A 26,054-nucleotide genomic window follows, 5' to 3' on the forward strand; every position below is an offset into this window, starting at 1 on the left:
CGGACGCGTTACCCGTCGGTAGCGTGGATGGGTGGTGTCGTTCATCGACATCGCGCGATGTGCAGGAGGACAACGATGACAACGGATGCGAGCGTGCGGCCGATCGTGGACAGCCCGATCGTCGAGACCCGTTACGGGCCGGTCCGCGGCGCCGACGACGGCCGAGTCAAGACCTGGAAGGGCCTTCGCTATGCCGCCCCGCCGGTCGGAGACCTGCGCTGGCGGGCACCCGTCGCTCCGCAGCCGTGGACCGAGGTCGCCGATGCGACGACGTTCGGTCCGGTCAGTCCGCAGCCGCGCAGCCCCATCCCGATGGGCTTGGGCACCCGCGCCGACGAGGACTGCCTGTTCCTGAACATCTGGTCGCCGTCGGGCACCGGCGAGCCCAAGCCGGTGATGGTGTGGGTGCACGGCGGCGCCTACATCTTCGGGTCGGGCAGCCAGCCGATGTACGACGGCACCGTGCTGGCCACCGGTTCCGACGTCGTCGTCGTCACGATCAACTACCGGCTCGGCGCGCTGGGCTTCCTCGATCTCTCGTCGGCCGGGTTCGACAGCAATGTCGCCCTGCGCGACGTGCTGGCCGCGCTGCGCTGGGTGCAGGACAACATCGCCGGATTCGGCGGCGACCCGGACCGGGTGACGTTGTTCGGTGAATCCGCCGGAGCCGCGATCACGACCACGCTGCTGGCCGTGCCGGAAGCGGCCGGTGTGTTCTCCCGCGCGATCGCCCAGAGCGCGCCGGCCACGTCGATTTACGGCGGCGAGCGCGCGGGCACCGTGGCCGATCTGTTCCTCGATCGGCTCGGCATGACAGCAGAAGAGGCGCACCGCGCGCCCGTCGAGACTCTGGTCGACGCATCACAGCATCTGTTCGACCATGTTCCGGCCACCACACCCGGGTTGCTGGCGTTCGCGCCCACCGTCGACGGTGATCTGGTGCCGGACTACCCGGTGACGCTGGCCAGGGCAGGCAAAACCCATCCGGTGCCGCTGCTGATCGGTACCAACAAGGACGAGGCCGCCCTGTTCCGGCTGATGCGCTCACCGCTGATGCCCATCGCGCCCAAGTCGGTCCGGACGATGTTCAGCGAGATGGCCAACGACCAGCCGGACCTGCAGCTGCCGACCGCCGATCAGGTCAGTTCGGCGTACCCCGCCAAAATGGCGCGCACCCGCAGTTTGGGGGTGGCCAGCGACGTCGGCTTCCGGATGCCGACGGTGTGGTTCGCCGAGGGGCACACCGCGGTGGCTCCGGTCTACCTCTATCGATTTGATTGGGCCACACCGCTTTTCAAAGCGATCCGGCTGGGCGCGGCGCACGCCACCGAGCTCATCTACGTCTGGGGAAACCTGATCTCCGGCCCTCGTGACGTCACGTTCAAGCTCGGCGGGCTCAAGACCGGCGAAGAGCTGTCGGAGCGGGTGCGGGCGCGCTGGACCGCGTTCGCGGCCACCGGCGAGCCCAACGTTCCGGTGGGGCTGCCGCACTGGGCGCCGTACCGCACCGACGACCGCGCGACGCTGGTCATCGATCGCCGAGACCGCGTCGTCGACGACCTCGACCGGCCGATCCGCGAAACCTGGGGCAACGAGGTACTCAGCTTCCGCTGAGGCTTCTTGACGCCGTGTCTAACAACGCGGCCGGATCGCGTTAGACTCCCCGCCGGAGGTGTCGCGTGGATCGAATCGGTGAACTGTTGTCCGTTCTCCCGCCGCAGATGCGTGAGCCGGTGCTGTTCGCAATCCCGTTCTTCCTCCTGCTGCTGATCCTCGAATGGACCGCGGCTCGCAAGCTCGAGCAGCTCACCGAAGCCGACCAACCCGCGTCCGGCGCCTACCACGCCCGCGACGCGTGGGCCTCGATCTCGATGGGGCTCATGTCGGTCGCGACGATGGGCGTCTGGAAATTCGGTGCACTGCTCGGCTACGCCGCGCTGTACGCCTACGTCGCGCCGTGGCACCTGTCGCCGACGAAGTGGTACACGTGGGTGATCGCGATCGTCGGGGTGGACGTGCTGTTCTACGCCTACCACCGCACCGCCCACCGGGTACGGCTGATCTGGGCCACCCACCAGGCGCACCACTCCAGCCGCTACTTCAACTTCGCGACCGCGCTGCGACAGAAGTGGAACAACAGCGGCGAGATCATCATGTGGATTCCGTTGCCGCTGTTGGGCGTTCCGCCGTGGATGGTGTTCACCAGCTTCTCCATCAGCCTGATCTACCAGTTCTGGATCCACACCGAACGCATCGACAAGCTGCCGCGGGCCTTCGAGTTCGTGTTCAACACTCCGTCGCATCACCGCGTGCATCACGGGATGGATCCGGAGTATCTCGACAAGAACTACGGCGGCATCCTGATCGTGTGGGATCGCCTGTTCGGGACGTTTCAGCCCGAACTGTTCCGGCCGCACTACGGCCTGACCAAGCCGGTAACCACATTCAACATCTGGACGTTGCAGACCCACGAATACGCGGCGATCGCTCGCGATGTCCGCTCGGCGCGGCGCTGGCGTGACCGGCTGGGCTACGTCTTCGGTCCGCCCGGTTGGGCGCCGCGCACCGCACCGCGGCCGGCGACTACGGTGGCGGCCAGCTAGTCAACATCGGTGCCGCCACCCGAGGATGGAGCCCATGGAGGTCAAAGAAGTCCTGCTGCCCGGAGTCGGGCTGCGGTACGAGTTCGACAACGCCGACGGCAACCGCATCGGTGTGATCGCCCGGCGCGGCGGTGATTTCGAAGTCGTCGTCTACGGCGCTCCCGACCCCGACCAGGCGCGCCCGGTGTTCCGTCTCACCGACGAGGAAGCCGACGCGCTGGCCCAGATCCTCGGTGCCCCGCGGATGGTGGAGAGCTTCGCCGACTTGACCAAGGAAGTGCCCGGCCTGGACGCCGGCCAGGTCGAGATCGCGGCGGGGTCACCGTTCGTCGACCGGCCGCTGGGGGATACCAAGGCCCGCACCCGCACCGGCGCGTCGATCGTGGCCATCGTGCGCGATGAAGAGGTGCTCGCCTCGCCCAAACCCGACCAGGTGCTGCACGCCCGCGACGTCCTCGTCGTGATCGGCACCGAGCACGGCATTTCCGGCGTCCGTCGAATCGTCGACCAAGGATGATCTAGTGGCTGTGTCGGCGGCGCTACTGGTTGAACTCGGCGTCATCTTCACGGTCCTGACGATCCTCGGAACCCTGGCGCGCCGGTTCGCGCTGTCTCCGATCCCGCTCTACCTGCTCGCCGGGCTGGCCCTGGGCAACGGCGGAATCGCGCCGGTTCCGGCGGCGGGGGAGTTCGTGTCCACCGGCGCGACGATCGGTGTGGTGCTGCTCCTGCTGACCCTGGGCCTGGAGTTCTCCATCGGCGAATTCGCCGCCAGTATGCGGCGGCACCTGCCCTCGGCCGGCGTCGACCTCGTCCTCAACGCGACCCCGGGTGCGATCGCCGGCTGGCTGCTCGGCCTGAACTTCGTCGGCATCCTGGCGATGGCGGGCATCACGTTCATCTCCTCGTCGGGAGTGATCGCACGCCTGCTCAACGACCTGCGGCGGCTGGGTAACCGGGAAACCCCTGCCGTGCTGTCGATCCTGGTGCTCGAGGACTTCGCGATGGCCGCCTACCTGCCGCTGCTGGCGGTGCTGGCAGCCGGCGGCACGTGGTGGGAGGCGCTGCTGTGGATGGCCGCCGCGATGGTCGCGTTGGTGCTCGTGTTCGCGGCGTCGTACCGCTGGGGCCATCATCTGGGCCGGCTGATCAGCCATCCCGACGACGAGCAACTCCTGTTGCGCATCCTCGGGCTGACTCTGCTGGTGGCTGCGGCGGCGGAACATCTGCACGCGTCGGCCGCGGTGGGCGCGTTCCTGGTCGGGTTGACGCTGACCGGGGAGACCGCCGAGCGGGCCCGCGCGGTGCTCACCCCGCTGCGTGATTTGTTCGCGGCGGTGTTCTTCCTGGCGATCGGGTTGTCGGTGGCACCTGCGGACCTGGTACCGATGTTGCCGGCGGCCGTGCTGCTGGCCGCGGTCACCGCGATCACGAAGGTGGCCACCGGTGTGTACGCCGCCCGTCGCGACGGTGTCGGCAGGCCGGGTCAGCTCCGGGCGGGCACCGCGTTGGTCGCCCGCGGGGAGTTCTCGCTGGTGATCATCGGGTTGGCGGGGACCACCGTCGCGGCGGTGGGAACGCTGGCCACCCCCTATGTTTTCGTCCTGGCCATCGTCGGGCCCCTACTCGCGCGGTTCGCCCGGTAGGACGCCGCCGTCATGGCACCATGCTGGGGTGCAGACCGTATTTGACCGCGACGTCGACCCCGCCCTGATCGCCCGGGCGCTGGGCTCCGCCGCGTTCGGATCGATGTGGCTGGACTCGTCGCTGGTCGCCCGTCCCGACTACCCCCGGCTGTCCGGCGACCTGACGTGTGACCTGTTGGTGGTCGGCGGCGGCTACGCCGGCCTGTGGTCGGCGCTGCACGCAAAGTCACGCAACCCCGCAGCGCGGGTGGTGCTGATCGAAGCCGAACGGGTCGGCTGGGCGGCATCAGGACGCAACGGCGGCTTCGTCGAGGCCAGCATCACCCACGGCGCCGAGAACGGAAAGTCGCGCTGGCCAGGAGAGTTCGACCGTCTGGAGAAGCTCGGCCTGGCCAACCTCGACGGCATGCAGGCCGACATCGCTGCCTACGGCATGAACGTGGACTGGGAGCGCACCGGCATGCTCGCGGTCGCCACCGAAGCGCATCAGGTCGAGTGGCTGGCCGAGGGCGCCGACGACGGCGAAGGCCGGTTCCTGGATCAAGCGGCCGTGCGCGCCGAAGTCGCCTCACCGACCTATCGGGCCGGTCTGTGGGCAACCGACACCTGCGCGATCGTCCACCCGGCGCGACTGGTCTTCGAGCTCGCCCGGGCCTGCTCGGAGGCCGGGGTCGAGATCTTCGAACACACCGCGGCAGCATCGGTGCACCGCGAACCGCGGGTGATACGAGTGGAAACCTCGGCCGGGGTACTCCAGGCCGACCAGGTGGTGTTGGCCACCAACGTCTTTCCGAGCCTGCTGAAGCGAAACCGGTTCCACACCATTCCGGTGTACGACTACGTGCTGTCCACCGAGCCGCTCACCAGCGACCAGCTGGACCGGATCGGATGGCGCAACCGGCAAGGCATCGGCGACAGCGCCAACCAGTTCCACTACTACCGCCTCTCGGCCGACAACCGGATCGTCTGGGGCGGCTACGACGCCGTCTATCACTACGGTCGTCGCGTCGACTCGATGTACGAAGACCGGCCCGAGAGCTACCGCAAGCTGGCCGCCCACTTCTTCATCACGTTCCCGCAACTCGAGGACGTCCGGTTCAGCCACCGCTGGGCAGGCGCGATCGACACCAACACCCGGTTCTGTGCGCACTGGGGCCTGGCCGGCCGGGGCCGGATCGCCTATGTCAACGGATTCACCGGTCTGGGTGTCGGCGCCGCACGCTTCGCCGCCGACGTCTGCCTCGACCTGCTCGACGGTCACCCCACCGAGCGGACCGAGTTGGAGATGGTCAACCGCAAGCCGTTGCCCTTCCCGCCCGAACCGGTGGCCAGTGTGGGCATTCAGGCGACCCGGTGGTCGTTGGACCGGGCCGATCACAACCATGGCAAACGCAACCTCATCCTGCGCACCCTCGACCGATTCGGGCTCGGGTTCGACTCGTAACCCAGGCTTTTAACCCGATCTGCGGCGATTCCTGCGGCGACACGCCGGGTACGTCATAGTTCGTTGGTAACGATTTGAAATCGGCGCCGATACACAGTCGAGATACTTCTGCGGCGCGTCCTTGACGTACCGCCGACCGATCGGGGTGTAAGGTGACTCGCTTTTCACTGGGATTCGTCTCCACCGCAGTGGCTCTGGCCGCGTCGGCGATCATCGCCCCGCTGGCCCATGCAACACCCGGTGTCGTCGTTTCGCCCGGGATGGAAATCCGCCAGGCCAGTAACGTCTGCACGCTCGGATACGTCGACCCGGTGGCGCGAGTCGCCTATTCGGCGGGACACTGCCAGGCTGACGGCCCGGTGACGGATCGCGACGGCCGCTTCATCGGCATGGTGTCGACGTTCCAGGACAACACCCCTGATGGCGCGGTCGTGCGGACCGACCAGGTGATCTCCGACTACGAGATGATCACCCTGGGCGCCGACGTCACGGTCAACAACATCCTGCCCGGTGGCCGCCAGTTGGTCGCCGAGTCCGCCCCGCCGATGGCCAACGGCCAGCCGGTCTGCCACTTCGGGGTGATCACCGGTGAGAGCTGCGGCTCGATCGAGCGGGTCAACAACGGCTGGTTCACCATGGAGAACGGCGTGGTCAGCCAGAAGGGCGACTCCGGCGGCCCGGTGTACATGCCGGTCGACAACAACAAGGCCGTGATCGTCGGGCTGTTCAACAGCACCTGGGGCAATCTGCCCGCGGCGGTGTCGTGGGTGGCCACCAGCCAGCAGGTGCGTGCCGGCGCCGACGTGGTCAACGTGGCTGCCGCCGAGCAGGCCAACGCCAACTAGCGCGCGAGCGCGAACACCGGGATTACCGGTGCGGCCGAACGCAATTCGGCATCCGTCGACTCGGGTGTGAGGCCGGCGATGTGGCCCTTGACCTCCCAGTACCACCGGTCGATATAGCTCTTGAGCAGGGCCGGCTTGGCGTCGTCGGGGACCTCGGTGAGGCCGACCGGGCTGCGACGCCAGCGGGGGCCGAGTTCCACCTCGCCTGCTGCCCGCGCATTGCGTGCCCACTGGGTGTTGCCGCGCGGGGAGACCAGGTACTCGGTGTCACCGACCCGCAGCACGTTGACGACCACACTGCGCACCGCGCCGGATTTGCGGCCGCGCACGCGCAGCGCCTGCGTGCCCGCGATGCTGATGCCCGCCTCGGCGAGCCTGCGGATGACGGCGTTGGCCGCGCGGGCGGCGGCGTTCGGGCGGTCGTAGTGCTGATTCATGACGGTTCCCATCGACTCGAAGATAGAGAGCAGTGCTCTCAGAACGAGGGTGCCAGTGGTGTAAATGAAAAGCAAGAGCAGTGATCTCGGCTGTGTCAGACTCGGCGGGTGGGGAAACGCGAGGACGCGCGGCAACGCATCGAAGCCCAGATCGTCGAGATCGGGCGTCGGCAGCTGGCGACCGTGGGGGCGGCCGGGCTGTCGGTGCGGGCCATCGCCCGCGAGCTGGGCATGGTGTCCTCGGCGGTGTATCGCTACGTTGCCAGCCGCGATGCCCTGCTGACCCTCCTGCTGGTCGACGCCTACTCCGACCTCGCCGACGCGGTCGGGCAGGCGCGGGTGGCCGCCGACGGCGGCTGGCGAGCCGACGTCGCGACCATCGCCCACGCCATCCGTGGCTGGGCGCTGGACCAGCCCGCCGAGTGGGCCCTGCTCTACGGCAGCCCGGTGCCGGGCTATCACGCGCCGGCCGAGCTGACCACCGGGCCGGGCACCCGGGTGATCGGCATGCTGTTCGACGCGGTCGCCACCGGCGTGGCCACCGGAGATATTGCCCTCACCGAACACCATGTCGCCCAACCGATGTCGACCGACCTGATCCATGTGCGGGACGAGTTCGGCTTCCCCGGCGACGATGCGCTGGTGATCCGGTGCACCGCGATCTGGGCCATGCTGATCGGGGCCGTCAGCCTCGAGGTATTCGGTCAGTACGGCACCGACACCTTCACCGATCCTCGGGCGTTGTTCGACGAGCAGCTGCATCTGGCCATCGACCTGCTGACCGCGCAAAACTAGAACACGTTCTAGCCACACCGGCGGAGCGGGGATATCCTCGAACCGATGACCGACCAGACACCTGTCCAGATCGCGTGGGTGACCCGCGACCTGGACGCCACCGAGGCGGCGTTGACGACGCTGCTCGGGGCCAGGAAATGGGTTCGCATGCCCGATGTGCACTTCGGGCCGGACACCTGTGAACACCGCGGCAACCCCGCCGACTTTTACGCCGACATCTCGCTGAGCTACGCCGGTGACACCCAGCTCGAACTCATCGCACCGACGCGCGGCGAGAGCATCTACACCGAGTTCCTCGAGCAGAGCGGCCCCGGGCTGCACCACATCTGCGTGGAGGTCCCCGACACCGACGCGTTCGACGCCGCGCTGGCCAACGGTGGCCCGTCGGCGGAGGTCGTCGCCCGCGGCGTGATGCCGGGCGGCATGCGGTTCGCATACCTGTCCGCCGCCGCGGCCGGTGTGCCCTACCTCGAGATCGCTTACGTCCCCGACGAGATCCGCACGTTCTTCGACTATGTGAAACAGGAGCAGCAATGAGTGGCCTGGAGATTCCCGCGACCGTCGCCGCCTCGGATGTGACCGCCTGGTCCGACGAGGTCGACGTCGTGGTGATCGGGTTCGGCATCGGCGGTGGATGTGCTGCGGTCAGCGCCGCCGCCGCCGGCGCGCGGGTGCTGGTGCTCGAGCGCGCCGCGGTCGCCGGCGGCACGACCTCGATGGCCGGCGGTCACTTCTACCTCGGCGGCGGAACCGCCGTCCAGCAGGCCACCGGGCATACCGACAGCGTCGAAGAGATGTACAACTACCTCGTCGCCGTGTCGCGCGAACCCGAACTCGACAAGATCCGCGCCTACTGCGAAGGCAGCGTCGAGCACTTCAACTGGCTCGAGGAGCTGGGGATCGCGTTCGAGCGCAGCTACTACCCGGAGAAGGCGGTCATCCAGCCCAACACCGAGGGGCTGATGTTCACCGGCAACGAGAAGGTGTGGCCCTACAAGAACATGGCGGTGCCCGCCCCGCGCGGCCACAAGGTCCCGGTTCCCGGTGACACCCAGGGCGCGGCGATGGTGATCGACCTGCTGCTCAAGCGAGCCGCGGAACTGGGCGTGCAGATCCGGTACGAAACGGGCGCAACGAATCTCGTCGTCGAGGACGGAGCCGTCGTCGGCGTGTCATGGAAGAAGTTCACCGAGACCGGATCGATCCGGGCCAAGGCGGTGGTGATCGCCGCAGGCGGTTTCGTGATGAACCCCGAGATGGTCGCCAAGCTCACGCCGAAGCTCGCCGAGAAGCCGTTCGTGCTCGGCAACACCTACGACGACGGCCTGGGCATCCGCCTCGGCGAGTCGGTGGGCGGGGCCACCAAGCACATGGACCAGATCTTCATCACCGCGCCCGTCTACCCGCCGTCGATCCTGTTGACCGGCATCATCGTGAACAAGGAGGGCAAGCGGTTCGTCACCGAAGACTCCTACCATTCGCGCACTTCTGGTTTCGTGATGGACCAGCCCGACAGTGCGGCCTACCTGATCGTCGACGAGGCGCACATGCAGCGTCCGGAGATCCCGCTGATCACCTTCATCGACGGCTGGGAGACGGTCGAGGAGATGGAGGCCGCGCTGGGCATCCCGACGGGCAACCTGGTCGAGACGCTGAACAGCTACAACGAGCACGCTGCCAAGGGTGAGGATCCGGAGTTCCACAAACAGCCGGAATTCCTTGCGCCGCAAGACAAGGGGCCGTGGGGTGCCTTCGATCTGACGCTGGGCAAGGCGATGTACTCCGGCTTCACCGTCGGCGGGCTGGCCACCGATGTCGACGGCGAGGTATTGCGCGCCGACGGCAGCGTGATTCCGGGCCTCTACGCGGCGGGCGCGTGCGCGTCCAACATCGCTCAGGACGGCAAGGGCTACGCGAGTGGCACCCAGCTGGGAGAGGGCTCCTTCTTCGGCCGGCGGGCGGGAACGCACGCCGCCACGGTGGCAGCCGAAAGTGCCCGCGCCGCAGGCTAAACGGTGGCCGGCTCGTTGCCCTCGACATGGCCGAGGCGCCACTGGCCCTCGCCGAGCAGTTCCAGGTGCCTGACGTGGTGCTGCTCGACGGTGCTGCGGTGGCTGACGCTGACCAGGATGGTGTTCGGTAGCTCGGTGCGCACCATCTCGTAGAGCGCGAACTCCAGACCCTCGTCGAGCGCCGAGGTGGCTTCGTCGAGGAAGACCGCCTTCGGTTTGGTCAGCAGGACGCGGGCGAACGCGATGCGCTGTTGCTCACCCGGCGAGAGCACCTTGGCCCAGTCCTGGGACTCGTTGAGGCGAATCGTCAAGTGCGACAGGGCGACCTTGGACAACGCATGTTGCAGGTCGTCGTCGCTGATCTCCCCGGAGGTGGCCGGGTAGGACACCACGGTCCGCAGGTCGCCCAGCGGGACGTATGGCATCTGCGACAGGAACATGGTGTGGTCGTCCTCGGGGCGGCACAGGGTGCCGGAGGTGAACGGCCACATCTGGGCCAGGCTGCGCAGCAGCGTGGTCTTGCCCGCACCCGACGGCCCGGTGATGACCAGGGTCTCGCCAGGCTCCAGTCGCAGGTCGATCGGATCGACGAGCTGGCTGCCGCTGGGCGTGCGGACTTCGACACGGCGCAGTTCCACCGAGCCGTCAGTGCTGGTGACTGTCGTCAGCTTGGGCAGCTCGCGTGCCTCAGCGTTGGTTTCCACCAGGCCGTGCAGACGGATGATGGCCGCCCGGTACGAGGCGAACGAGTCGTAGGCGTTGCGGAAGAACGACAGCGAGTCGTGGATCGACCCGAACGCGCTCGACGACTGCGTGACGTCACCGAGGTCGATCTGCCCGGCGAACAACCGCGGCGCCTGGATCACCAGCGGCAGCGGGTTGATGATCTGGCTCATCGACAGGTTCCAGCCGGTCAGCGCGATCGTGCGATTCACGTAGCGCTTGTAGTTGGCGATGATCTGGGCGAACTTGGTGCGCAGCAGGCCCCGCTCGGCGTTCTCGCCGCGGTAGAAGCCGACAGCCTCGGCCGAATCACGAAGCCGGACCAGCGCGTAGCGGAAGACGGCGTTGGTCAGCTCGTTGCGGAAACTGAGCCGGATCAACGGGTGGCCGATCCAGAACGCGATGACCGTCGCAACCAACACGTAGACCAGCACCACCCAGAACAGCGCGTGCCCGAGGGTGACACCGAGGAACGTCAGCGGACCCGACAGGTTCCACAAGATCACGGTGAACGAGACCACCGTCACCAGCGAGTTGATCGCGCCGAACAGCAGCGTGCTGGAGCTGCCGATCATCGGCGTATTCGGCGAAGATCCCACTCCGGCGGTGAAGATGTCGATGTCGTACTGGATGCGCTGGTCGGGGTTGTCGATGTCGCTGTCGGTGAACCGGGTGCGGTAATAGGCGTGGTCGTCGAGCCAGTCGCAGGTGAGCCGGTCGGTGAGCCACACCCGCCAGCGAATGATGAACCGCTGCATCAGGTAGATGTCCAGCATCACCCGGCTGATGTAGATCGTCGCCAGGATGGCGAACAGGATCAGCGCCGCCCAGAATCCGTGGATACCGGACTGGCGGACTTCCTCGTTGCCGCCGCCAGCGCCCTGGAACGCGACCTGCAGCGACGTGAACAGGTCGTTGCTGTAGTAGCTGAGAAGGACGTCGAGGCGCACCGAGATGATCGTGGAGAGCAACAGCACGGCGATCCAGATCCACACTCTGATGCTCTGCCGGCCGGTGAAGTAATCCCCGGTGATCCGCCAGTACTGCCGGCCCCACACCGTGTAGCGGGCCAGCAGGAACAGCACGATGAGACTCAAAACGGCGCTGATCGCCCACGCTTTTGAAATCCAGATCAGGGACGGGACGAGCTCGTGTCCCCAGTCCATCGACGGGGTGAACTTCTCCAACGCGTTTCTCCTCCTGCGGCGTCGTCGCGCACGGCGCCCGATCCGGTGGCTTTCCCGGCGAACCTACCCCGGCATCCCGGCGAAGGCGCGCGTGTGTGTCAGATGACTGGCGAAATGTGAGCTTGCGCGTCGTCGTCGGACCCGCCCCCGCGTCGAGTCGCGGGCGGTGAAGCAAAGATAACCGCCGGGATGATGCCGACGGTCGCTCAACGTCCGGGTTGGTATCGGGCGCGGAAACGGGCCGACGGTACCGTTGACCCGTGGCGAAAACTCGCAAGGACAGCGCTCCCGGACCCGGCCGCATCAGCCGGGGCTTCTGGCGCATGCTCGGTGCCACCACCGAGAAGACCAAGGCCCATTCGATGGCCGAGGTAAACGCCTCGGCGGAGTTCGACGACAAGGCCAAGGGCCTCGACGGCGATCAACTGGCCAAGGCCGCGAAGCTGCTGGAACTCGGCGACCTCGCCTCATCGTCGGACATCCCGCAGTTCCTGGCCATCGCCCGCGAAGCCGCGGAGCGGACCACCGGCCTGCGCCCGTTCGATGTCCAGCTGGCCGGCGCGCTGCGCATGCTCGCCGGTGACGTCATCGAGATGGCCACCGGCGAGGGCAAAACCCTCTCGGGTGCCATTGCCGCCGCCGGCTACGCCCTGGCCGGGCGCAACGTCCACGTCGTCACCATCAACGACTACCTGGCCCGCCGCGACGCCGAATGGATGGCGCCGCTGATCGAGTCGATGGGCCTCACGGTCGGCTGGATCACCGCCGAGTCGACCGCGCAGGAACGCCGCGCCGCCTACGAATGCGATGTCACCTACGCCTCGGTCAACGAGATCGGCTTCGATGTGCTGCGCGACCAGCTGGTCACCGACGTCGCCGATCTGGTGTCGCCGAATCCCGACGTCGCGCTGATCGACGAGGCCGACTCCGTGCTGGTCGACGAGGCCCTGGTACCGCTGGTGCTGGCCGGCACCACGCACCGCGAGACGCCGAAGGTCGAGATCGTCCGGCTGGTCGGCGAGCTGACGGCCGGGACCGACTACGACACCGACGCCGACAGTCGCAATGTGCACCTCACCGACGAGGGAGCCAAGAAGCTCGAGGCCGCGCTCGGCGGTATCGACCTCTACTCCGAAGAGCACGTCACCACAACGCTGACCGAGGTGAACGTCGCCCTGCACGCGCATGTGCTGCTACAGCGCGACGTGCACTACATCGTCCGCGACGGCGCCGTGCAGCTGATCAACTCCTCGCGCGGGCGGATCGCGTCGCTGCAGCGCTGGCCGGACGGACTGCAGGCCGCGGTTGAGGCCAAGGAAGGCATCGAGACCACCGAGACCGGCGAGGTGCTGGACACCATCACCGTGCAGGCCCTGATCAACCGGTACCCGACGGTGTGCGGGATGACCGGTACCGCGCTGGCCGCCGGTGAGCAGCTGCGCCAGTTCTACAAGCTCGGCGTCTCGCCGATCCCACCGAATACGCCGAACATCCGCGAGGACGCCGACGACCGCGTCTACATCACCGCGGCGGCCAAGATCGAGGCGATCATGGAGCACATCGTCGAGGTGCACGCCACAGGTCAGCCCATCCTGGTCGGCACCCACGACGTCGCCGAGTCCGAAGAGCTGCACGAGCGGCTGGTCCGCCGCGGCGTCCCGGCCGTCGTGCTCAATGCGAAGAACGACGAGGAAGAGGCAGCCGTCATCGCCGAAGCAGGCAAGCTCGGCACCGTCACGGTGTCGACCCAGATGGCCGGCCGCGGTACCGACATCCGGCTCGGCGGCTCGGAGGAAACCGACCACGATAAGGTCGCCGAGCTCGGCGGCCTGCACGTCATCGGCACCGGCAGGCACCGCACCGAACGCCTCGACAACCAGTTGCGCGGCCGTGCCGGCAGGCAGGGCGACCCCGGCTCGTCGGTGTTCTTCGCCAGCTGGGAGGACGACGTCGTCGTCGCGCACCTCGACGAGGGCAAGCTGCCCACCGAAGCCGACGAGACCGGCCGGATCACCAGCCCCAAGGCCGGCGCCCTGCTCGACCACGCCCAGCGGGTGGCCGAAGGCCGGCTGCTCGACGTGCACGCCAACACCTGGCGCTACAACCAGCTCATCGCCCAGCAGCGCGCGATCATCGTCGAGCGTCGCAACACTCTGCTGAGCACGCCCGCCGCGCGCAACGAGCTCAAGGAACTCTCGCCCGACCGGTACGAGGAGCTGGCCGAGAAGTCCGGCGACGAGCAGCTCGAGACGATCTGCCGCCAGATCATGCTGTTCCACCTCGACCGCGGCTGGGCCGACCACCTCGCCTACCTGGCCGACATTCGGGAGAGCATTCACCTGCGCGCGCTGGGCAGGCAGAACCCGCTCGACGAGTTCCACCGGATGGCCGTCGACGCGTTCGCGCATCTGGCCGCCGACGCCATCGAGGCCGCCCAGCAGACCTTCGAGACCGCCAACATCCTCGAGGAAGAGCAGGGCTTGGACCTCTCGAAGCTGGCCCGCCCGACCTCGACCTGGACGTACATGGTCCACGACAACCCGCTCAACGACGACACGTTGTCGGCGCTCAGCCTGCCCGGGGTCTTCCGCTAGCGCTAAGTTCATCATCATGGACCGCCGCGACCGGGTGCTGACGATCCCGAACGTCCTGTCGGTGATCCGGCTGGTGCTGGTGCCGGTGTTCCTGTACCTGCTGTTGGCCACCGATGCCTACGGGTGGGCAGTGGCGATCTTGATGTTCAGCGGCTTCTCCGACTGGGCGGACGGCAAGATCGCGCGTCTGGTGCCCAATCAATCGTCGCAGCTGGGCGCACTGCTGGATCCGCTGGTCGACCGCGTCTACATGGTGGCCGTGCCGGTGGGGATGGGCTTCGCGGGCGTGGTCCCGTGGTGGCTGGTCGCGACGCTGGTCATCCGCGATCTGGTGCTCGCCGCCACCTTGCCGGTGGTGCGCAGCCGTGGGCTCACCGCGCTGCCGGTCACCTACATCGGCAAAGCGGCGACGTTCGCGCTGATGTCCGGTTTCCCGCTGGTGCTGCTCGGCCAGTGGGACGCGACGTGGAGCCGGGTGATCGGCGCCTGCGGCTGGGGTTTCCTGCTGTGGGGTGTCGGCATGTACCTCTGGTCGGCGGTTCTCTACCTGCTGCAAGTCCGTCTGGTGGTGACCACGCTGCCCAAAGCCGGCGTCAGCGATGCCCGCACCTGACAGCGCGCTCGGCGGCTACGACCCGCAGGCCGGCCGCAGCGAACGCCACGAGCGGCGGCCTGCCCTCATTCCGCTGCCGGGTCTGTTGCGCTCACTGCTCACCGAACATCTGGACCCGGGCTACGCTGCCGCTGCCGCTGCGCGGGAAGAGAGTGGACAGTCCCGCCGAAAGATCGCCGACCGGGCCTGGCAGGCGGTGGCGGCGGTGCTGATCGCGGTGGTGTTCGCCGCCGCGGTCGCGCAAGCCCGGACCACCGCGCCCGGCGTCAACGCCGCCCAGCAGGTCCTCGCCGCCAGCGTGCGATCCGCCGAAGGCACCACCGACCGGCTCACCCAGCGCCGCGACGAGCTGGCCACTCAAGCCGACAGCATCCAGCGCCGCCAACTGCGTGACGACGCGGCGGGCCGGGATCTGCTCAGCAGGCTCGACGCGCTCAGCCTCGCCGCGGCCACCACCGCCGTCATCGGACCCGGCTTGTCCGTGACGGTCACCGACCCCGGCGTCGGCCGCGATCTGTCCGACGTGTCCAAGCAGCGGGTGGCCGGCAGCCGTCAGATCATCCTGGATCGCGATCTCCAGCTGACGGTGAACTCGTTGTGGGCCAGTGGGGCCGAAGCGATCTCGGTCGGGGGAGTGCGGATGGGCCCCAACGTGACGATCCGTCAGGCGGGTGGCGCCATTCTGGTCGACAATCATCCGATCAGCAGCCCCTACACGATCCTGGCGGTGGGGCCGCCGGGGGAGATGCGCGATACCTTCGATCGGAGCAGCGGGCTGCAGCGGCTGCGGCTGCTCGAAGTGTCGTATGGGGTGGGGGTCAGCGTGAGCAGCGGCGACGGCCTGTCGCTGCCGGCAAGCGCGGTACGGGAGATTAAATTTGCCAAGCAGATCGGCCGATAGGGGGCGAACATGATCGGAATCGCCGCACTCGTCGTCGGCATCGTGCTGGGGTTGGTGTTGCACCCCAGCGTCCCCGAGGTCATCCAGCCGTACCTGCCGATCGCGGTCGTCGCCGCTCTCGATGCGGTGTTCGGCGGTCTGCGGGCCTACCTGGAGAAGATCTTCGACCCGAAGGTGTTCGTCGTCTCGTTCGTCTTCAACGTTCTGGTGGCAGCGCTGATCGTCTATGTCGGCGATCAACTCGGCGTGGGCACCCAGCTGTCGACGGCGATCATCGTGGTGTTGGGCATCCGCATCTTCGGCAACGCCGCCGCACTGCGACGCCGGTTGTTCGGGGCCTGAAATGAGCGACGACGAACACGGGCGCCACGAACTGCCCGGCCCCGCCCCGGCGCCGCTGCGCGGACCCCGCAGCCGCACCCAGATCATGTTCGGCGCACTCGGAGTGCTGCTGTGCCTGATGCTCGGTGTGGCGATCGCCACCCAGGCCCGGCAGACCGAGACCGGCGACGCGCTGGACACCGCCCGCCCGGCCGACCTGCTGGTCCTGCTCGGCTCCCTGCAGCAGCGCGAAGCGACGCTCAACACCGAGGTGGCCGATCTGCAACGCAACCTCGCGGCCATGCAGACCGCGGGCAGCAGCGACCAGGCCGCGATCCAGAACGCGCAGGCCAGACTGGCTGCGCTGTCGATCCTGATCGGCACGGTCGCCGCTACCGGCCCCGGCGTGACGATCACGATCGACGATCCCGGACCCGGCGTCGCGCCCGAAACCATGCTCGACGTCATCAACGAACTGCGGGCCGCCGGCGCCGAGGCGATGGAGATCCGCTCCGGGCAGCAGGCCGTCCGCGTCGGGGTCGACACCTGGGTGGTCGGCAGCCCCGGCGCGCTGGTGATCGACACGCAAACTCTGGGCCCGCCGTATTCTGTTCTCGCCATTGGCGATCCGCCCACCCTGGCTGCCGCGATGAACATCCCGGGCGGCGCCGTCGACAGCGTCGAACGGGTGGGCGGGCGCATGACCGTCGCGCAGTCCGACCGGGTGGACATCACCACCTTGCGGCAACCGAAAGCGCGACAATACGCTCAGCCCGTCAAATGAGCAGCCCGTCAAAATGACCGACACCGAGGAGCACTGTGAGCGAAATCCCAGCCGACCTGCGCTACACCGCCGAGCACGAGTGGGTGCTGCGTACCGGTGACGACACCGTGCGCGTCGGCATCACCGACTTCGCCCAGTCCTCGCTGGGTGACGTGGTGTATGTGCAGCTCCCCGAGGTGGGCAGCGACGTCACATCCGGTGAGTCCTTCGGCGAGGTGGAGTCCACCAAATCGGTTTCCGATCTCTATGCCCCGGTGTCGGCCAAAGTGATTGCCGTCAACGGCGAATTGGAAGGCAGCCCCGGACTGGTCAACTCCGATCCGTACGGTCAGGGGTGGTTGTTGGAGTTGCAGGTCGACGGCGATACCCTCGAACAGGGGTTGGCGGCGTTGCTCGATGCGGACGCCTATCGGGACACAGTGACTGAATGACATTGTTAGGGTGCCTGCCAGCCACCGATCCGGCGGTGGTGGGCACAACGACGGCCACTGCGCGGTACGGTCGTCGTAAGTGATTGGTGAGGCGGACGGGCGCCTTGTGCGGATTCCCGCCAAGTGCAGCCACGGCAGCCAGTGAAGGAGCAGCGGGTGACCGACAAGGACCAGAACTCTGACGAAGTCACCGTGGAGACGACGTCTGTCTTCCGGGCCGACTTCCTCAACGAGCTGGACGCCCCGGCGGCCACCAGCGGCGAGAGCGGGGTGTCCGGGGTCGAAGGTCTCCCGGTCGGCTCGGCGCTGCTGGTCGTGAAGCGCGGCCCGAATGCGGGTTCGCGTTTCCTGCTGGACCAGGCGACGACCTCGGCCGGCCGCCATCCGGATTCCGACATCTTCCTCGATGACGTGACCGTGAGCCGTCGGCATGCCGAGTTCCGCTTGGACGGCAACGAATTCCAGGTCGTCGACGTCGGCAGCCTCAACGGCACCTATGTGAACCGTGAACCGGTCGACTCGGCCACCCTGGCCAATGGCGACGAGGTCCAGATCGGCAAGTTCCGCCTGGTGTTCCTCACCGGACCGAAGTCGTCCGAGGACGAAGGTGGTCCCGGAAGCTAGTGACCGCCCCCGATAGTCCCGCGCTTGCCGGGATGTCTATCGGAGCGGTCCTGGACCTGCTGCGACCGGACTTCCCGGACGTGACGATCTCCAAGATCCGATTCTTGGAAGCTGAGGGTCTCGTCACGCCGGAGCGCAGCGCATCGGGGTATCGGCGGTTCACCGCGTACGACTGCGCACGGTTGCGGTTCATCCTGACCGCGCAGCGCGACCACTACCTGCCGCTCAAGGTCATCAAGGCTCAGCTCGACGCCCTGCCGGACGGCGAGCTGCCTCACGTTGGATCGCCTTATGCCGTACCGCGTTTGGTGAGGGTGGCCGACGACAGCCAATTCGGTGACGACGCCGACGTCGAGACCGATGTGGCGCGCACCCAGGTCCGGCTGAGCCGCGAGGATCTGCTGGAACGCTCCGGGGTGGGCGAGGAGTTGCTGACCGCGCTGTGCAAAGCGGGCGTGATCACCACCGGTCCGGGTGGATTGTTCGACGAGTATTCGGTGGTGATCGCGCAGTGTGCGCGGGCGCTGGGGGACTACGGCGTGGAACCGCGGCACCTGCGGGCGTTCCGGTCCGCGGCCGATCGGCAGTCCGACCTCATCGCGCAGATCGCAGGCCCGGTGGGCAAGGCGGGCAAGACCGGGGCGCGCGATCGCGCGGACGACTTGGCGCGTGAGGTCGCCGCGCTGGCAATCACGTTGCACACATCGTTGATCAAGTCCGCTGTACGAGACGTTCTCGACCGCTGAGGACTAGACTCCAAAGGACTGCAACGAGCGCGGAGGTCAGACACAGATGGGCGAGGTTCGTGTGGTGGGCATTCGCGTCGAACAGCCCCAGAACCAGCCGGTCCTGCTGCTGCGGGAGTCGAACGGCGACCGGTATCTGCCGATCTGGATCGGCCAGTCCGAGGCCACCGCGATCGCGTACGAACAGCAGGGCGTCGAGCCGACCCGGCCGCTGACCCACGACCTGTTCCGAGATGTCATTGGCGCACTGGGGCATTCACTCAAAGAGGTGCGCATCGTGGATCTGCAGGAGGGCACCTTCTACGCCGACCTGATCTTCGACCGCGACATCAAGGTGTCAGCGCGTCCGTCGGACTCGGTGGCGATCGCCCTGCGGATGGGTGTGCCGATCTACGTGGAGGAGGCGGTGCTGGCCGAGGCCGGGCTGCTCATCCCCGACGAGAACGACGAGGAATCCACCGGCGCGGTCCGCGAGGACGAGGTCGAGAAGTTCAAGGAATTCCTGGACAGCGTGTCCCCGGACGATTTCAAGGCGACCTGACCGGGTATCCCCGCGGTGCCGGCCAGCGTCGCCGACAGCAAGATCACGGATGCGTCTCACTTGGCCTGCAGCGGTTCGACACGCGCGGCGGATGACGCGGCGCAGGGGCAAGGGCGGCCATACTTTGATTGCGAACGACGAGCGCGACTGCCCGTCGAAAAGCGTATGCTCGGTGGACTCGGACTGGGCAAACGTGGTTGGTGGAGCGGTCAGCGGGCCATAGGTTCGAACGGCGAGAGGAAGCATCGTGGGCGAGCAGCCACGTCAGGGACAATTGGACCTTGCTGGCACGGGCTCTGATTCCGATGGCCGCTTTGAGGCGGACACGCCCGCCGGCGCGCCGGTGAGTGAGGCGGTGCAGCAGGGCCTGTTCCCCGACGACTCGGTTCCCGACGAATTGGTCGGCTACCGCGGGCCGAGCGCCTGCCAGATCGCCGGAATCACCTACCGCCAGTTGGACTACTGGGCTCGCACCTCACTGGTGGTGCCGTCCATCCGCGGTGCGGCCGGCTCGGGCAGCCAGCGGCTGTACTCGTTCAAGGACATCCTGGTCCTCAAGATCGTCAAGCGTCTGCTCGATACCGGCATCTCGCTGCACAACATCCGCGTTGCCGTCGACCATCTGCGGCAGCGCGGCGTGCAGGATCTGGCCAACATCACCTTGTTCTCTGACGGCACAACGGTGTACGAGTGCACGTCGGCCGAAGAGGTCGTCGACCTGCTGCAGGGCGGCCAGGGTGTGTTCGGCATCGCCGTCAGCGGCGCCATGCGGGAACTGTCCGGCGCGATCGCCGACTTCCCCGGCGAGCGGGCCGACGGCGGCGAGTCGATCGCCTCGCCGGAGGACGAGCTGGCGTCCCGGCGGAAGAGCCGCGACCGCAAGATCGGTTAGCAGCTAGAATCTTTTCTGTATCGCCCTCGCGCGGGAGAGTTTCGTGGCAGCCAGTCACGGACGCCGAAGGAGCAACACCTCTCCGTCAACCTCTCAGGCACCCGGACCGCGCATGGCCACGATGCCTCTGGAAAGCGGTGACTCGGATTTTTCTCGCTGAGATCACCCGCCCATGGGGAAAGGCAGCGCCGCTGACACGCGGGCTGACCGAATCTCTCAGGCGCCCGGTCCGGGTGGACGACAGAGGGAGAGGACGCCGCTGACGGCTGCGCCGTAAGTCAGGAGTCCTCGTGCCCAATCACAGTCAGCCCGCCTTCGCCGATCGTCACATCGGACCCGACTCCGATGCATTGGCCACCATGCTCGACGTGATCGGCGTCGCCTCGCTCGAGGAACTGGCCGCCAAGGCGCTGCCTGCCGGCATTCTCGACGCACTTTCCGCCGACGGCATCGCGCCCGGCCTCGATCAGCTGCCCGCCGCGGTGGGCGAGCATGAGGCGCTGGCCGAATTGCGGGGACTGGCCGACACCAACACCATCGCGGTGTCGATGATCGGGCAGGGCTACTACGACACGCTCACCCCGCCGGTGCTGCTGCGCAACATCCTGGAGAACCCGGCATGGTACACCGCGTACACGCCGTATCAGCCGGAGATCAGCCAGGGCAGGCTCGAGGTGCTGCTGAACTTCCAGACCATGATCGCCGACCTGACCGGCCTGGATCTGGCCAACGCCTCGATGCTCGACGAATCCACCGCGGCCGCCGAGGCGATGACGCTGATGCACCGCGCGTCGCGCGGATCGGCCAACCGGCTTGCCGTCGACGAGGACATGTTCGCCCAGACCGCGGCGATCCTGGCGACCCGCGCGGAGCCGCTCGGCATCGAGATCGTCACCGCGGACCTGCGGGGCGGGCTGCCCGAGGGTGAGTTCTTCGGCGTCATCGCGCAGCTGCCCGGCGCCAGCGGTCGGGTGACCGACTGGTCCAAGCTGGTCGAGCAGGCCCACGAGCGCGGCGCACTGGTGGCACTCGGCGCCGACCTGTTGGCGATGACGCTGATCGCCCCGCCGGGTGAGCTGGGCGCCGACGTCGCGTTCGGAAGCGCGCAGAGATTCGGTGTGCCAATGGGATTCGGCGGACCGCACGCCGGTTTCCTTGCGGTGCACAACAAGCACGCCCGCCAGCTGCCCGGCCGCCTCGTCGGGGTGTCGGTCGACAGTGACGGCGCACCGGCGTACCGGTTGTCGCTGCAGACGCGCGAACAGCACATCCGCCGCGACAAGGCGACGTCCAACATCTGTACCGCCCAGGTGCTGCTGGCGGTGATGGCCGCCTCCTACGCCAGCTACCACGGGCCGCAGGGCCTGACCGGGATCGCCCGGCGCGTGCACTCGCACGCCCGCTCACTGGCCGCCGGGCTGAGTGCTGCCGGCGTCGAGGTGGTGCACGACACCTTCTTCGACACCGTGCTGGTGCACGTCCCGAACCGCGCTGCCGCCGTGCAGGCCGAGGCCAAGGGTCGCGGCATCAACATCTGGCGGGTGGACGCCGACCACGTGTCGGTCACGTGTGACGAGGCCACCACTTCCGCGCACGTCGCCCTGGTGTTGGAGTCGTTCGGCGCTTCTGTGGCCAGTGACTACGCCGGTCCTGAAATCGATTCGCGGACAAGCGAATTCCTGACCCACCCGGCCTTCCATCGGTACCGCACCGAAACCGAGATGATGCGCTACCTGCGCACGCTGGCCGACAAGGACATCGCGCTGGACCGCAGCATGATCCCGCTGGGGTCGTGCACGATGAAGCTCAACGCCGCCGCCGAGATGGAGTCGATCACCTGGCCGGAGTTCGGCAGGCAGCATCCGTTCGCCCCGGCCGGTGACACCCCGGGGATGCGCAAGCTGATCGCCGACCTGGAGGGCTGGCTGACCGGGCTGACCGGGTACGACGCAATCTCGTTGCAGCCCAACGCCGGATCGCAGGGTGAGTACGCCGGTCTGCTGGCCATCCGCGACTATCACCTGGCCAACGGCGACACCGGGCGCGACGTCTGCCTGATCCCGTCCAGCGCGCACGGCACCAACGCCGCATCCGCGGCGATGGTCGGTATGCGGGTGGTCGTGGTGGCGTGCCGGGAGAACGGCGACGTCGACCTCGACGATCTGCGCGCCAAGGTCGGCGAGCATGCCGAGCGGCTGGCCGCGTTGATGATCACCTACCCGTCCACCCACGGCGTCTACGAGCACGACATCGCCAACATCTGCGCCGCGGTGCACGACGCCGGCGGGCAGGTGTACGTCGACGGTGCCAACCTCAACGCCCTTGTCGGCCTGGCCCGGCCGGGCAAGTTCGGCGGCGATGTCAGCCACCTGAACCTGCACAAGACGTTCTGCATCCCGCACGGCGGCGGCGGCCCCGGCGTCGGCCCGGTGGCGGTGCGGTCGCACCTGGCGGCGTTCCTGCCCGGCCACCCGATGGCCGAGGAACTGCCGAAGGGACACCCGGTGTCGGGGGCCCCGTACGGATCGGCGTCGATCCTGCCGATCACGTGGGCCTACATCCGGATGATGGGTGCGGGCGGCCTGCGCGATGCCACGCTGACCGCGATCGCCTCGGCCAACTACATCGCGCGCCGCCTCGACGAGTACTACCCGGTGCTCTACACCGGCGAGAACGGCATGGTCGCCCACGAGTGCATCCTCGACCTGCGGGGCATCACCAAGTCCACCGGCGTGACCGTCGACGATGTGGCAAAGCGGTTGGCGGACTTCGGTTTCCACGCGCCGACCATGAGTTTCCCGGTGGCGGGCACGCTGATGGTGGAGCCCACCGAGAGCGAGAGCCTGGCCGAGGTGGACGCGTTCTGCGAGGCGATGATCGCGATCCGCGCCGAGATCGACAAGGTCGGCTCGGGGGAGTGGCCCGCCGAGGACAATCCGCTGCGTAATTCGCCGCACACCGCCGAATGCCTACTGGTCGACGAGTGGACCCATCCGTACACCCGGGAGCAGGCGGCCTACCCGCTCGGCAAGGGCAAACGGCCGAAGGTGTGGCCGCCGGTGCGCCGCATCGACGGGGCGTACGGCGACCGCAACCTGGTGTGCTCGTGCCCGCCGGTGGAGGCGTTCGCCTGATAGCGTCAGCGGATGCTGCCTGCCGGTGTTCGCCAGTGGCAAGAGGGCGGCCGGATGCTGTCCACCACCGCCGGCGACGTCTTCGTGCGATCGAGCGGCCTGTCCGCCTCCTCTCAACGCCCGACCCTGCTTCTGCTGCACGGCTTCCCGTCGAGTTCCTACGACTTCCGCGGCGTCGTCGAGCGGCTCGGGGATCAGGCCTGGCTGACGCTGGACTTCCTCGGCTTCGGACTGTCGGACAAGCCCCGCCCGCACCGCTACAGCCTGCTCGAGCAGGCCGACATCGTGCAGCAGGTCGTCGCCGACGCCGCACCGGGGCCGGTGGTGCTGCTCGCCCATGACATGGGCACTTCGGTGGTTACCGAGCTGCTGGCCCGCGACGTCGCGGGCACGCTGCCCTTCGAGATCCAGCGCGCCGTCCTCACCAACGGCAGCGTCATCATCGAGCGCGCCAGCCTGCGGCCCAGCCAGAAGATCCTGCGCGGCCCGTTGGGTCCGCTGTTCGCCCGGCTGACCAACGAGCGGGGCTTCCTGCGCGGCTTCGCCAAGCTGTTCAGCGCCGCCCATCCGTTGTCGGACGAGGAGGCCCAGGCCCAATGGGCGCTGCTGGCACGCGGCGACGGCCACCGCATCCTGAACCTGCTGTGCGCCTACCTCAACGAGCGGGTGCGTTTCGCCGACCGATGGCACGGGGCCGTTCGCGACTGGGACAAGCCGCTTGGATTCCTCTGGGCCACCGGTGATCCCGTGGCCACCACGAACGTCCTGGCCGGCCTGCGGGAGCTACGGCCCGCGGCTGAGGTGATCGAACTGGCCGGCATCGGCCACTACCCGCAGATCGAGGTGCCCGACGAATTCACCGCGGGCGTCCGACGGCTGCTGCAGATTTAGGACAACAGCGTCGACACGGCCGTCGCGAGATCCGGCGAATCGGAGGTCGCGACATTCTGATACGTGCCGCCCGAGGCCTGGGCGACCGCTTCCCACGTCGCCCGGTCGGAGTCGTCACCGAAGTCGATGACGTTGATCGCCACCGGCTTGGCCGGATCGGCTGCCGACTTCACGTACTGCACCAAGCCGGGGCCGTCCAACGACTGATCGGTGTGCGGGCCCTGGGTGATCACCAGCATCGAATTGGTCTGGCCCTGACGGAAGTTCGCCAGCGCCTCGGCGTAGGCCAACCGCAACGTGGTGAACGACACGGCACCGCTGCCCGACGGCGACAACCCGCCGAGCGTGTTGGTGAGCGCCGCGGCCTGATCCGACACCGGGCCGAGCGGCACCGCCGACTTGCCCTCGACGCCGTTGAACGTCCACAACCCGACCGCCGCGTTCGACGGCAGCGCGCCGATCCGGTTGGTCAGTGCGGTCACCACATTGGCCAGCCTCGACTTGCCGCCCTCGTCGGTGCCCATCGCCTGGTTGAGCATGATCGTGGTGGCCGACCCGGTGGCCGGGGTGGATACCGCCGCGGCCAGCGTGGCCCGCACCGACTCGTCGTCGATGGTCAGCGGCGAACCCAGTTGCGGGAAGCTCACTACGTCATTACCGGTCGGGTTGGTGCCCTCGGCCCGGAAGCCGGCCTTCGCCAGCGCGCTGAGCTGTTCGGGCTTACGCATGAACCGGGCGAACTCGCTGGCCGCACTGACCTGCTCCTCGGACAACCAGGTTCCGGACAGCAAGACGGTGGGGTAGTCGGCCACGGCCACCGGTCCCGACGGCAACCATTCGGCGACATTGTTTTTGGCGTCCGGCGTCGACGATGTGCGGGCGAACAACTGCTGCTCGGTGGTCGCCACCGCGTGCACCGGTGCACCGGGATCACCGGAACCCAGCAGAGACTTCCACGCCGTGTCGGCGGTATCGTCGGCGAGCTTGGGCTGGCCGGCGACCAGGCCGTTGACCGCGCCGAGGCCGGCCGTGGCAGGCGAGTTGGGCGGCGCCGATGTCGAGGCCACCGCTTCGGCGGCCAGATAGGTGGCGTCGGCATCGCCGACGGTGGGCAGGGCCAGGCGCAGCGATCCCCACCCGGGCAGGTTCAAGCCGTCGAGCGCGGTCGGATTGGACTGCAAGCCCGGTAGTGCCGCCCAACCCTGTTGTCCCAAGGCGTCTTTGAGCTGCGGTCGAACCGCAAGAACCACCGGCGAGGTGACCAGTGAGCGGGCATCGCTGACAACTTCCTTGCCCGCGGCGGACTGCAGCCGCGCCGCGCCGATGGAACTGGCCGGAATCCACAGCGCCGGGCGCTCGCCGAGATCGCCGGGCCAGTTGGACACGAATCCGTCGATCACCCGATCCGAGTTGGCCCCGGTGACAACCATTTTCACGCAGCGATCCCCGACCGGGGTGACCGTGGAGTTGAAGCCCTGTGCGAACTTGCTGACATTGTCGACGATCGATGGGTCCGCGACCACTCCGACGTTGAGGGTGCCGCCGAGACACTTCTGGGCGGCGTCGGTCGACCGATGGGACAGCGCGTCACCGAAGAACCGCCACAGAATCACCGCACCGACCACCACCACGACCGTGATCAGTGCGACGATCACGCCCAGGCTCACTCCCCGGCGGCTGCTCTCGTTGCGGTGTCCGCCTTCGAAAGCGATTCTGCGGCGGGCGGTGTCGGTCAGCGCCGACGAGTCGGTGTCGTCGGGTGCGTCATTGGGCTCGGGGCCGTCGGACTCACCGCGACGGGCGAAGCGACCGGTCGGATTGTCGTCGGCAGGCTCGTCACCGAATGAACCCCCGGGACCCGGTCTACTGTGCCTGCCCATGGCGGTGCTT

General features: G+C 67.8%; 24 protein-coding genes and 2 riboswitches. Of the genes, 21 read left to right on the plus strand and 3 right to left on the minus strand.

What is annotated here, in order from left to right:
* The first annotated feature begins 75 nt into the window (after positions 1-75).
* The 6 genes from BST42_RS12675 (at position 76) to BST42_RS12700 (ending at position 6,538) form a co-directional block, all read left to right on the plus strand.
* Entirely contained in the window at positions 76-1,614 is a 1,539-nt protein-coding gene (locus BST42_RS12675) for a carboxylesterase/lipase family protein (RefSeq protein WP_083119023.1), read from the plus strand.
* Positions 1,615-1,721: 107 nt separating this feature from the next.
* Complete coding sequence (locus tag BST42_RS12680) at positions 1,722-2,603, plus strand: sterol desaturase family protein (protein ID WP_083119636.1); 882 nt, start codon at positions 1,722-1,724, stop codon at positions 2,601-2,603.
* A 34-nt stretch (positions 2,604-2,637) separates the two neighbouring features.
* Complete coding sequence (locus tag BST42_RS12685; protein ID WP_083119025.1) at positions 2,638-3,120, plus strand: cation:proton antiporter regulatory subunit; 483 nt, start codon at positions 2,638-2,640, stop codon at positions 3,118-3,120.
* 4 nt (positions 3,121-3,124) lie between these two features.
* Entirely contained in the window at positions 3,125-4,249 is a 1,125-nt protein-coding gene (locus BST42_RS12690) for a cation:proton antiporter (RefSeq protein ID WP_083119027.1), read from the plus strand.
* 28 nt (positions 4,250-4,277) lie between these two features.
* Positions 4,278-5,693, plus strand: a complete 1,416-nt coding sequence (locus tag BST42_RS12695; protein ID WP_083119029.1) for an NAD(P)/FAD-dependent oxidoreductase — start codon at positions 4,278-4,280, stop codon at positions 5,691-5,693.
* A gap of 152 nt (positions 5,694-5,845) precedes the next feature.
* Positions 5,846-6,538: an Rv1815 family serine proteinase gene (locus BST42_RS12700; RefSeq protein WP_083119031.1), complete on the plus strand. Its 693-nt coding sequence runs from the start codon at positions 5,846-5,848 to the stop codon at positions 6,536-6,538.
* Here BST42_RS12700 and BST42_RS12705 read toward each other — a convergent pair.
* Positions 6,535-6,975: a nitroreductase/quinone reductase family protein gene (locus BST42_RS12705; RefSeq protein WP_083119639.1), complete on the minus strand. Its 441-nt coding sequence runs from the start codon at positions 6,973-6,975 to the stop codon at positions 6,535-6,537. The genes BST42_RS12700 and BST42_RS12705 overlap by 4 nt on opposite strands.
* Before the next feature lie 108 nt (positions 6,976-7,083).
* Here BST42_RS12705 and BST42_RS12710 point away from each other — a divergent pair, with 108 nt between their 5' ends.
* Genes BST42_RS12710 through BST42_RS12720 form a run of 3 tightly spaced genes read left to right on the plus strand, consistent with a single transcriptional unit; the run spans position 7,084 to position 9,782 of the window.
* A complete protein-coding gene (locus BST42_RS12710) occupies positions 7,084-7,770 on the plus strand; it encodes a TetR/AcrR family transcriptional regulator (protein ID WP_207569489.1) in 687 nt (228 codons plus the stop codon).
* Positions 7,771-7,815: 45 nt separating this feature from the next.
* Complete coding sequence (locus tag BST42_RS12715; protein ID WP_083119035.1) at positions 7,816-8,307, plus strand: VOC family protein; 492 nt, start codon at positions 7,816-7,818, stop codon at positions 8,305-8,307.
* The gene (locus BST42_RS12720; protein ID WP_083119036.1) at positions 8,304-9,782 is read left to right on the plus strand and encodes an FAD-binding protein; all 1,479 of its coding nucleotides are present in this window, start codon (positions 8,304-8,306) and stop codon (positions 9,780-9,782) included. The genes BST42_RS12715 and BST42_RS12720 overlap by 4 nt, the downstream gene beginning before the upstream one ends.
* On the opposite strand, the gene BST42_RS12725 is transcribed toward BST42_RS12720, so the two are convergent.
* Positions 9,779-11,692, minus strand: a complete 1,914-nt coding sequence (locus tag BST42_RS12725; protein WP_083119037.1) for an ABC transporter ATP-binding protein/permease — start codon at positions 11,690-11,692, stop codon at positions 9,779-9,781. The genes BST42_RS12720 and BST42_RS12725 overlap by 4 nt on opposite strands.
* 323 nt (positions 11,693-12,015) lie before the next feature.
* Here BST42_RS12725 and secA2 point away from each other — a divergent pair, with 323 nt between their 5' ends.
* The 12 genes from secA2 (at position 12,016) to BST42_RS12785 (ending at position 24,164) form a co-directional block, all read left to right on the plus strand.
* Positions 12,016-14,286 (plus strand): accessory Sec system translocase SecA2, encoded by a 2,271-nt coding sequence (gene secA2, locus BST42_RS12730; RefSeq protein ID WP_237159427.1) that lies wholly within the window; start codon positions 12,016-12,018, stop codon positions 14,284-14,286.
* Between the two features lie 16 nt (positions 14,287-14,302).
* The gene (locus tag BST42_RS12735; protein WP_083119040.1) at positions 14,303-14,899 is read left to right on the plus strand and encodes a CDP-alcohol phosphatidyltransferase family protein; all 597 of its coding nucleotides are present in this window, start codon (positions 14,303-14,305) and stop codon (positions 14,897-14,899) included.
* A complete protein-coding gene (locus BST42_RS12740) occupies positions 14,886-15,800 on the plus strand; it encodes a DUF881 domain-containing protein (protein ID WP_083119042.1) in 915 nt (304 codons plus the stop codon). Before BST42_RS12735 ends, BST42_RS12740 begins: the two co-directional genes overlap by 14 nt.
* Before the next feature lie 9 nt (positions 15,801-15,809).
* On the plus strand, positions 15,810-16,142 hold the full coding sequence (locus tag BST42_RS12745; RefSeq protein ID WP_083119044.1) for a small basic family protein: 333 nt from the start codon (positions 15,810-15,812) through the stop codon (positions 16,140-16,142).
* Position 16,143: 1 nt separating this feature from the next.
* Positions 16,144-16,905, plus strand: coding sequence for a DUF881 domain-containing protein (locus BST42_RS12750; protein ID WP_083119045.1), 762 nt, complete (start codon positions 16,144-16,146; stop codon positions 16,903-16,905).
* Positions 16,906-16,940: 35 nt separating this feature from the next.
* Complete coding sequence (gene gcvH, locus BST42_RS12755) at positions 16,941-17,336, plus strand: glycine cleavage system protein GcvH (protein WP_083119047.1); 396 nt, start codon at positions 16,941-16,943, stop codon at positions 17,334-17,336.
* A gap of 156 nt (positions 17,337-17,492) precedes the next feature.
* On the plus strand, positions 17,493-17,960 hold the full coding sequence (garA, locus tag BST42_RS12760; protein WP_233209206.1) for a glycogen accumulation regulator GarA: 468 nt from the start codon (positions 17,493-17,495) through the stop codon (positions 17,958-17,960).
* The gene (gene ftsR / locus BST42_RS12765) at positions 17,960-18,706 is read left to right on the plus strand and encodes a transcriptional regulator FtsR (protein ID WP_083119049.1); all 747 of its coding nucleotides are present in this window, start codon (positions 17,960-17,962) and stop codon (positions 18,704-18,706) included. The genes garA and ftsR overlap by 1 nt, the downstream gene beginning before the upstream one ends.
* 46 nt (positions 18,707-18,752) lie before the next feature.
* The gene (locus tag BST42_RS12770; RefSeq protein WP_036344970.1) at positions 18,753-19,247 is read left to right on the plus strand and encodes a bifunctional nuclease family protein; all 495 of its coding nucleotides are present in this window, start codon (positions 18,753-18,755) and stop codon (positions 19,245-19,247) included.
* A 247-nt stretch (positions 19,248-19,494) separates the two neighbouring features.
* A complete protein-coding gene (locus tag BST42_RS12775; RefSeq protein WP_083119051.1) occupies positions 19,495-20,139 on the plus strand; it encodes a MerR family transcriptional regulator in 645 nt (214 codons plus the stop codon).
* Between the two features lie 21 nt (positions 20,140-20,160).
* Positions 20,161-20,258: riboswitch (glycine riboswitch) on the plus strand.
* Positions 20,259-20,393, plus strand: a riboswitch (glycine riboswitch).
* A gap of 36 nt (positions 20,394-20,429) precedes the next feature.
* The gene (gene gcvP, locus BST42_RS12780; protein WP_083119053.1) at positions 20,430-23,273 is read left to right on the plus strand and encodes an aminomethyl-transferring glycine dehydrogenase; all 2,844 of its coding nucleotides are present in this window, start codon (positions 20,430-20,432) and stop codon (positions 23,271-23,273) included.
* Positions 23,274-23,285: 12 nt separating this feature from the next.
* Entirely contained in the window at positions 23,286-24,164 is an 879-nt protein-coding gene (locus BST42_RS12785; RefSeq protein ID WP_083119055.1) for an alpha/beta fold hydrolase, read from the plus strand.
* On the opposite strand, the gene BST42_RS12790 is transcribed toward BST42_RS12785, so the two are convergent.
* On the minus strand, positions 24,161-26,044 hold the full coding sequence (locus BST42_RS12790) for a substrate-binding domain-containing protein (protein WP_083119056.1): 1,884 nt from the start codon (positions 26,042-26,044) through the stop codon (positions 24,161-24,163). The two genes, BST42_RS12785 and BST42_RS12790, sit on opposite strands and share 4 nt — an antisense overlap.
* Between the last annotated feature and the right edge of the window lie 10 nt (positions 26,045-26,054).

Source organism: Mycolicibacterium rhodesiae, assembly GCF_002086695.1.
GTDB classification, from domain to species: Bacteria; Actinomycetota; Actinomycetes; order Mycobacteriales; family Mycobacteriaceae; genus Mycobacterium; species Mycobacterium rhodesiae.